Annotated in this window: 4 protein-coding genes; 2 read left to right on the forward strand and 2 right to left on the reverse strand. The window is 72.8% G+C overall.

Features of this window, described 5'->3' with window-relative positions; all coding sequences use genetic code 11:
• A partial coding sequence (locus G6024_RS04095; protein ID WP_159148132.1) for an ABC transporter permease occupies positions 1-694 on the forward strand: 694 nt, incomplete at its 5' end.
• A 91-nt stretch (positions 695-785) separates the two neighbouring features.
• Here G6024_RS04095 and G6024_RS04100 read toward each other — a convergent pair.
• Positions 786-968: a hypothetical protein gene (locus tag G6024_RS04100; RefSeq protein ID WP_067714780.1), complete on the reverse strand. Its 183-nt coding sequence runs from the start codon at positions 966-968 to the stop codon at positions 786-788.
• 407 nt (positions 969-1,375) lie between these two features.
• On the opposite strand from G6024_RS04100, the gene G6024_RS04105 reads away from it, so the two are divergent.
• Positions 1,376-2,128, forward strand: coding sequence for a DUF2202 domain-containing protein (locus tag G6024_RS04105; protein WP_159148133.1), 753 nt, complete (start codon positions 1,376-1,378; stop codon positions 2,126-2,128).
• Here the strand turns inward: G6024_RS04105 and G6024_RS04110 are convergent.
• A partial coding sequence (locus G6024_RS04110; RefSeq protein ID WP_159148134.1) for a sensor histidine kinase occupies positions 2,082-2,985 on the reverse strand: 904 nt, incomplete at its 5' end. The genes G6024_RS04105 and G6024_RS04110 overlap by 47 nt on opposite strands.

The raw sequence follows: 2,985 nt of genomic DNA on the forward strand, positions 1-2,985 counted from the left end.
GGCGTGGCTGGGCGGCACGGGGCAGGAGTGGGAGATCCCGTGGACGTCGATCCGCGCGGCCGTCCAGCTCGTGGCGCTCTCGCTGATCATCGGGTACGTGGCCGACCGGCCGTGGCTGGTGGCGGCATTCGCGGTGGTGATGGCGTCCGTCGCCTCGTGGGCCGCGGCCCGGAGGCTGGCGCAGCGCAGCGCGCCTCAGGCTGGTGCGGCGCGGGTGACCGTGCGTGATGCGCTGTGGTGCGCGGTGGCGGTGGCTCTGCCGGCGGCGGTGATCGTCCTGGGGTTGCTCGCGGCCGGGGTGGTCCGCCCCAACGGATTGTCGGTCATCCCGGTGGTGGGGATCTTCCTGGGCAACGCCATGGCGGTGGCGGGCCTGTCCGGCCGCCGCGCGCACGACGAACTCGCCACCCGTCACGGTGAGGTGGAGGCCGCGCTGTCGCTCGGCTTCACGGACATCCCCGCGCGGATGATGGTGTGCCGCGAGGCGGCGGCGACTTCCCTGCAGCCCTCGCTGGACCAGACGCGCACCATCGGGTTGGTCACGATCCCCGGGGCGTTCGTCGGGATGGTGCTCGGCGGTGCCCGTCCGTGGGAGGCCGGGGTGATGCAACTGTTCGTCTCGACCGGGATCCTCGCGTGTGGCGCGATAGCCCTGGTGGTGACCACCCGTCTCGTGGCCGCCGACCGGTTGTAGCCGGGAGACGCCTCGCGCACGACGCCCGACTGTCGGCCGGTGGGCCGGACGGTGGGCGCCGCGCGCGAGTAGCGGTGCGGTGGGCTCGCGCTCAGGCGGAGCCGCGGGTGGCCGGCGTCGACAGGACGACGCGGCCGGTGGGCGTGTACGACGGCGAGACCGGGCGACGGTTCGGAGTCCGCAGCGGCGACGACGGCGGGATGGCCCGGCCGGTCGGCGTGTAGGAGAACGCGGTCGGCGCGTTGTTCATGGCGGGATTTCGGTACTGCGACATGGGGATTCCTCCTGGTCGGGAAGCGAGCTGCACAGCCGCCACGTCCACTGGTGACGAGACGACGAGCCGTGCTCGGATGCGTTGGGTGGAGGCGACGACGGCTACCCGGGAATGGCGCGGACCTGGTGGTGAGGGCGCCGGGTGAGATGGGGTGGCCGGAACGGATCGCTCCCGCGGAATCGAACGCAGTCGGCGGATGTGCCGTTTCCGGTTCGACCAGAAGCGGGCTTGTGTGCCCGCAGTGGAGAAAGAATTGCACGTCGCAGACCTGATCGCAAGGGGGGTGACGATCTTCACGTGATCCTCACGGAGACCCCTCGGGTGCTTCACGCGGAGGCGGTGGAATCGAGGTGTCGGACGAACCGACACACGAGGCCCCACCCGCGGGGCAGGACGAGGTGAGGATCATGATGGCGAACTCGAACAGGACGATCCGTCGCTGGATGGGCGCGGTCGCGGCCGTCGGTGCGTTGGCGGTGGCGGGGGTCGGCGGATATGCGCTGGCCGGGTCCGACGGGCCCACGGAGGGCACCCGGGTCGCGACGGTGGCGACACAGGAACAGACCGGAGGGCCCCAGGGAGTCGGCGCGCCCGGGCAGGGCCGCCAGGGAGAGGGCCCGGGTAGGCAGGAGCACGGCCAGCACGGCCAGCACGGCCAGCACGGCCAGCGAGACCAGCGAGACCAGCCAGGCCAGCAGGGCCACGGGCTCGAGATCCCCGCGCCCGCCGGTACATTGTCGGCCGAGGAGGCCGAGACCCTGTCGATGATGCGCGAGGAGGAGCGGCTCGCCCACGACCTGTACGTGGCGTTCGGCGAGGCGTGGCCGGACCGCCGGTTCGACACCATTTCGGCCGCGGAGGCCCGACACGGCGAGGCCACGGCGACCCTGCTCGCGAACCATGACCTGCCCGACCCGTCCGTCGGCTCCACCCCGGGCGTGTACGCCTACCCGGAGCTCCAGGAGCTGTACGACGCGTGGGTGGAGAGGGGCCTGACCTCGAAGTCCGAGGCCCTGGCGGTGGGCGCCGAGCTCGAGCGGCGCGACATCGCCGATCTCGAGGCCGCGATGGCGGCCACCGAGCAACCCGATCTGGACGCGGTGTACGAGCACCTCAGGGACGGATCGGAGAAGCACCTGGCGGCGTTCGAGCGAGGCTGAACACGAAGGTGGACCCCCGGCCCGGGCCCCGGGAGGCGACTGTGAGGTCGCCCCCGTGGGCCCGGGCCAGTTGGCGTCCGATGGTCAGACCGAGGCCGGATCCGCCGACGTGTCCACCCGGACCGCGATGGAACCGCTCGAAGACGCGCTCGGCCGAGTCGTCGTCCAGGCCGATGCCGGTGTCGGCGACCGTGATCTCCGCCCCGCCGGAGGTGCCGCGCACCGAGACCGTCACCCGGCCGCGTTCGGTGGCGGCCAGTGCGTTGACCACCAGGTTCTCGACGACCTGCGCGACGCGGTCCGGGTCGATCGTGAGGCGCACCTCCCCGTCCGGCAGGTCCGGCCGCAGCTCGACCCCGGTGGGGGTGAACCGGGGTCGGAGCCGTTCGGCGGTACGACGCACCAGTTCGACCAGGTCGGTCTCCGTCGGCGCGAGTGCGAGGCGGCCCTCGGTGCCCTTGGACAGCGTCGACAGGTCCTCGGACAGGCGCCGGAGCCGGGCGCTCTCGGCACGGACGTGGCGCAACTCCGCCACGTCGAACACGCCGTCGGCGATGCCCCCCACGTACCCGTCGATCACGGTGAGCGGCGTGCGCATCTCGTGTGCGACCTCCGAGATGAGTCGCATCCGGCGGGACTCGGTCTGGTCGATCGCGCGGGCGAGTGTCGTCACGTCGTCGGCCAGGGCCGCGATCTCCCGCTCGGGGGGACGGGTGATGCGGCGGGTGTAGTCCCCGGCCGCTATCGCGGTGGTGGCGGCCCCCACCTCCGCCAGCGACCGGAGCAGGCGACGCCCGACGATCCCGGCGGCGAGGAGCGCCACCGCGACGCCGGCCACCGCCCCCCACACCGTGGCC

The sequence above is a fragment of the Dietzia maris genome (genome assembly GCF_014144855.1).
GTDB lineage: Bacteria > Actinomycetota > Actinomycetes > Mycobacteriales > Mycobacteriaceae > Dietzia > Dietzia kunjamensis.

Excerpts from the sequence above, each read along its gene's own strand:
- G6024_RS04100 (WP_067714780.1), bottom strand. The coding sequence starts at position 968 with ATGTCGCAGTACCGAAATCCCGCCATGAACAACGCGCCGACCGCGTTC.
- G6024_RS04105 (WP_159148133.1), top strand. The coding sequence starts at position 1,376 with ATGATGGCGAACTCGAACAGGACGATCCGTCGCTGGATGGGCGCGGTC.